Below are 5,589 nucleotides of genomic sequence, written 5' to 3'. Positions count from 1 at the left end.
TTACTGAACAGTAAACAGAGTGGCACTAATATCGTAAACGACAACGTGATAACAAGTACGACAATAAGGAAATTTTGCAAATTGAGGAGTTCTCCCCAGTTTCGGCGAACAGGCGGTGTCAGGGCAGCGCTTTGCTTCTCCATCACGCGATCACCACGTCATCCGGTGTAAAGGTAATTACTCGCTCTTGGGGAAACTCAACGGATACTTCAGCAAACTTCATCAAGTTCAGTTTGTGTGCATGCTGGGAAGAGACATCCACGGAGATCAGTTGATTTCCTAGCAACTCCTTCAGCTCACGGATCGGCTGCAAAAGCAATCTATAAAACGGACCTCTAAACTCCATGTGCTTGACGACAGCCTGGTAACCTGAACCTGGAGAAGAAATACGAATATGTTCGGGCCTGACAGCAAAATTAGTGAGCGGTATGTTCCCTTTGCGAGGCCCATATGCCAAGAAATTAATGGAGCCTATAAAATCCGCTACAAAAGGCGATTCCGGTTGATCATACACTTCCTGAGGACTTCCAACTTGCATAATTTCAGCATTATTCATAACGACAATCCGATCCGCCATGGTCAATGCCTCTTCTTGATCATGGGTGACCATGATCGTAGTAATGCCTAATTTCTCTTGCAGACTGCAGATTTCTTCACGCAGTTTGGTCCGAACTTTGGCATCTAGTGCCGATAATGGTTCGTCAAGCAGGAGAAAATCCGGTGATAAGACAACAGCTCTGGCAAGGGCAACTCGCTGCTGTTGTCCACCTGATAACTGTGACGGATAACGTTCTTTCAGATGCAGCAGATCGACCAACGACAGCGCCTCGCTTACTTTGTCGCTGATTTCCTTCGTCGTTAGTTTCCTCCCCTGCAGGCCATAAGCCACATTCTGAGCTGCCGTTAAATTTGGAAATAAGGCGTAAGATTGAAAGACCATGCCGAAGTTTCGTTTGGATGGTGGCAGATTGGTGATGTCCTTGCCCCCAACTGTTATTCGCCCACGCGTCGGTTTCTCAAGACCAGCGATGATGCGCAGCAGGGTTGTTTTGCCACAGCCGCTTGGCCCGAGCAAGCAAATGAATTCATTCTTTTTGATATCAATGTTTATTTCTCTAAGCGCTGTAAAGGAGTCAAATGTTTTGTTCACACCTTGAATGGATAAATATGCTTCTGGCATAAGCTGCCTCCTTGAACTTAGATTTGAGAAGGGAGCGACTGCTGACCTAGACAGACCCAGGCAGCAGCCGTTCATTAAATTTGTTTGTTTATTTCGGCTCGCTTTTCGTGTTATATCGTTGATCCCATTCAGCCAAAATACTTGCCCGATTCTTCGCAATTTCGTTCAGGTCATTTTTGATCAATTGTTTCATCGGATCCACTTTATAACCTTCAGGAAGTTGGGTGTTGTCGGTTTTGATAGCTAAGATGGCATAGTTTTTGTTGTATTCTTTCATGGCTTCATCTGTAATGGCCCAGTCTAGAAATTGCTGAGACACTTGTTTAATCGTTTTCTTCTTAATAAGTGCATTCGCTTCTACGTCCCATCCAGAGCCCTCTTTCGGGAATACAACCTCGACCGGGGAACCGTTCTTCTTCTCCTGCAAGCCACGATATCCAAAAGAAATACCGATTGGGTACTCTCCCGTACCAGCCAACTTAGCTGGCTTCGAACCGGAATGAACATACATCGCAACATTATCATGCAGTTTGTTCATATAGTCCCAGGCTTTGTCTTTGCCCTCCAATTGAACTAATCCAGATACGGTCAGGAAGCCTGTTCCTGAGGAAGACGGGTTAGGCATCGTGATAAGGCCTTTGTATTCCGGCTTAATTAAATCTGCATACGATTCGGGAATTGGCAATTTACGCTTATCCATCTCCGTTTTGTTGACGATGAAAGCTGTTTCCCAAGCATCGATGCCAACCCAGTGCGCCGGTACATTTTTATCTTTAAATTCAGGAAGTATTCGTTCAACCCCTTGCGGAGCATAGGCTTCTAACTGATTGCTCTGATCGAGCACCAGCAAGCTTGTTGCTGCTAATCCCCATACAATATCTGCTTGCGGATTGTCTTTCTCGGCCAGCAGCTTAGCCGTGATTACGCCTGTCGAATCTCGGACAATGTTAAGTTTAATATCAGGATATTTCTTTTTGTAACTAGCTAGATAGTTCTTGATCGCATCATCTTCCAGTGCCGTATACACCGTCAATTCCTTACTGGTTGAATCAATACTTCCTCCTCCAGCAGGACTTGCAGCTGCTCCAGGTGTCGACTCATTGATGGTTGCAGATTTGCCGCAAGCCGATAATAATGAAACCAATGTAACCGCAACGACTAAACTTCTAGTTAATTTTTTCATTGTTCCGATTCCTCTCCTGGTTATAATCTGTTCCTTCCGATATTACACACGCTTCTCTCTACTCTAATTTTGTTAGGTCTGGATGCAAAACGTTGTTTTCGCTGATCGACTATCGATCAAAGATCCCCCCCACATCGTTTTCCTTCAATAACAAACATAAAAACAACCTAACTTAATTGATTTTAATTGTTTTTGGTTGTTTTTATACTCGAATTATAATCTTTTCTCCTTGGATGTGTCAACCACTTTAATGTCATCATAGGTGACATGACAGATTTTTTTTTTCGAATTAATCTTGAAAACATAAAAAACCAGAAATTTAACCCATATATGTCATGAAACTTAACACGCACATCACGCAAACCCACAAAAGTAACCAATTATATCGAAAAGTCCCTTATACGAAGCAAGAGGTCTGCCCATTACGGAGCAGACCTCTTGCTTCATTGCTAAGGACGCTTATCCAGGATTGGAAAAAGCAGCTTTTGATTCGGTTTTGTATACATATTCGTTTTCCATATAACCTCCGAACCTGTATCGATCCTTCCCTCCACCTTCTGCCCATTGCTCAATTGAACCGCCGTCTTCAATGCTACATAGCCCATATTGAACGGCTTTTGAACCACCATCGCCTGAATGATTCCCTCTTCCAGAAAACCGATTTCTTCCATAGAACTGTCGAAGCCAATCAGCTTGACCTCACCTGGCTTCTTCAGGTCGTGAAGCGCCTTGGCCGCGCCTAAGGTCGAAGGCTCATTTAATCCGACTATCGCTTGCAAATCCGGGTAATCCTTCAGCAGCTGCACGGTAATGTCGTACGCTTTTCCTGATGATCCCTCGCTGTAATAGGTACCCAGGATTCGAAAGCCTACGTCCTTTTGAATGGCAGAGCGAAGGCCGTTTTCTCTTTCAATGGATGTCGATGATCCTTTAATGAAATTAATAATAGCTACTTGCCCACGATTCGGTAGTGTCTGGATCAGTGCTTCACCCGCTTTTTTGCCCGCTTCTACATTATCCGTGGCGATAAATGACTTGGAAATGCCTCCTTTGAGGCCGGAGTCCACGGTAATTAAGGGAATGCCGGCTTTCACAATTTCGTGTGCAATAGGCACCGTTCGCTCGTAATCTAGAGCCGACAATACAATCGCCTTCGGCTTCATCGCGATGACTTCGCGCAATAACCGAATTTGACCATCAACATCTTGTTCGGTGTCTGTGCCGACTACTTTCACCTTACTCCCCATCTCTGCCGCAGCGGCATTGACGCCTTGCTCGACGACCTGCCAAAACTCAATTTGCTTATCGATCGTCTTGGGTACAAAAACGATGGGCTGATTATTTTTACCTGCCGCTTTCAAGCCATACATATAAACAACAATCGACAAGATCGCAATGACAATCAAGAATAGCCAGCGCTTCATTCGTCTTTCACCTCCAACTCCGAGCAAGGAATCCGCAATGTGACCGTCGTCCCTTCTTCCGGTTCACTTTCGAAAGACAAGCCATAGGCTGCACCATAAAATAGCTGAATACGATGGTGTACATTCCAAACGCCTAACCCCTGATCTTTGGAAGGCCCTAGCAAGCCTTGCAATTTCGCTTTATCCATACCTAACCCGTTATCGCTTACGGTAATTTGAATGACTCCATCAACATTGCGGCCTTGAATGCGGATATGCCCCTGTTCTCCCATGCGTCTAATGCCATGGTAAATCGCATTTTCTACGAGAGGCTGAAGGACAATCCTTAGAATTCGGCAACCTTGCATCTCTGGTTCAACCTCAATCTCATACGAAAACTTATTGGTATATCGCATCGATTGAACCGTTAAATAATTAGCCAAGTGCTCCATTTCCATGGAGACGGTAACCTCTTGTTCCCCTTTGCCGATGCTGTAACGCAGCATTTTGGAGAGTGCCATAGTCATTTTCACGACTTCTCTCATTTTGTTCGTTTCTGCCATCCAAATGATAGACTCCAGCGTGTTATACAAGAAATGCGGATTGATTTGGGATTGCAGCGCTTTGATTTCACTTGTTCGAAGCAGCGCCTCTTCATGTACAATTTGCTTCATGAGGTCTTTTATTTTGACAATCATGACATTGAAGGTCCTCGCTAATTTCCCTATCTCATCGGCTTGCGTGATATCGGCCCGGATGTCAAAGTTGCCCTGCTCAACCTGTTTCATATTCGCTTCCAGCTTCTTAATCGGGCGGCTAAGTGTAAAAGACAGCACGATCGAAATGCCAAGCGCGATGATCAAACAAATACTGCCCCACAGAACCGTTGAGAGCTGCATCTTCTTTTTATTGGCAACTAACTCTTCCGGATATGTGACACCAACAATTTTCCAACCGAAATTCGTCGTTCGAATCGATAAGATTTTCTCGTGCTGATTTTCTTTCAACGATAACTGCCCATCTCCCGAAGCTAAAATCGCTTCAATAGGTTCACTTTTCAAATTCGTATGAATAATCTGCTGCTGAGGATGATAAACGAGGTCGCCTTCGGAATTGACAATAAACACATAACCTCTTTTGCCTAGTTGAATATGGCTGCAGAGGTCATTAATAATCGTGTAGTTCAAATCGACCAGCAGCACGCCGGTCTTGTCTAATCGATCGTTGCCCCGAAACTGCTGACTCATGGAGATGACCCATGGATATTCGTTGTGATACACATGTTCAACTTCCGAAGAGGAGATATAAATGGAACCGTTTTTCGCTTTCGTATACCAATCTTGCGCAATTAACTCAGGATAACTTTTCAGAGCGCTCTGCTCCCGATCAGAGATCACAGCTCCATTCGAGCCTATAAAAAGAACCGCGCTAATGTCATTTCTGGATTGAACAATCACGTGCAGGGAGCTCTCGATAGCATTGACCAGGCTTTGTCCTACTTCTGACTGCGGATCCGCCATCGTCAAATACTGCCTGATTTGCCCATTGTTATATAGAAGCGAAGAAATACTTTTCATATTGTCAATGTACGTCTCTATGGTCGTTCCGACCTGATTGATCAGTTCATTCGTATATTGCACAGAGTTTTCGGTAACGGAATCCGATGACTGACGATACGTGTTATAACTCAAAATTAGCGTAGTACCTATGATCAGACAGGAGAAAGCTACGGCTATGCTCGTGTGTATGCTTTTAAATCTGAAAAAACGCCTCTTATTCAAGAGAGATCCCCTCTCTACTTGCTGCTCTATATTCTTTGGGCG

Annotated in this window: 4 protein-coding genes; all 4 read right to left on the bottom strand. The window is 44.4% G+C overall.

Annotation, left to right across the window (positions count from 1 at the left end; genetic code table 11):
• Positions 1 to 142: 142 nt before the first annotated feature.
• Entirely contained in the window at positions 143 to 1,180 is a 1,038-nt protein-coding gene (locus AC1DUA_RS20955; protein ID WP_477501617.1) for a putative 2-aminoethylphosphonate ABC transporter ATP-binding protein, read from the bottom strand.
• Between the two features lie 88 nt (positions 1,181 to 1,268).
• Positions 1,269 to 2,363 carry a putative 2-aminoethylphosphonate ABC transporter substrate-binding protein gene (locus AC1DUA_RS20950; protein WP_477501616.1) on the bottom strand — a complete coding sequence of 365 codons (1,095 nt, stop codon included), beginning with the start codon at positions 2,361 to 2,363 and terminating at the stop codon, positions 1,269 to 1,271.
• 449 nt (positions 2,364 to 2,812) lie between these two features.
• Positions 2,813 to 3,787 carry a substrate-binding domain-containing protein gene (locus AC1DUA_RS20945; RefSeq protein ID WP_477501615.1) on the bottom strand — a complete coding sequence of 325 codons (975 nt, stop codon included), beginning with the start codon at positions 3,785 to 3,787 and terminating at the stop codon, positions 2,813 to 2,815.
• Positions 3,784 to 5,547: a sensor histidine kinase gene (locus tag AC1DUA_RS20940; RefSeq protein WP_477501614.1), complete on the bottom strand. Its 1,764-nt coding sequence runs from the start codon at positions 5,545 to 5,547 to the stop codon at positions 3,784 to 3,786. Before AC1DUA_RS20940 ends, AC1DUA_RS20945 begins: the two co-directional genes overlap by 4 nt.
• Positions 5,548 to 5,589: the final 42 nt, after the last annotated feature.

This window comes from Paenibacillus sp. 01T422, from assembly GCF_056398785.1.
Note: the sequence above shows the minus strand (reverse complement) of the source record. Positions and strands in the feature narration are given on the sequence as shown.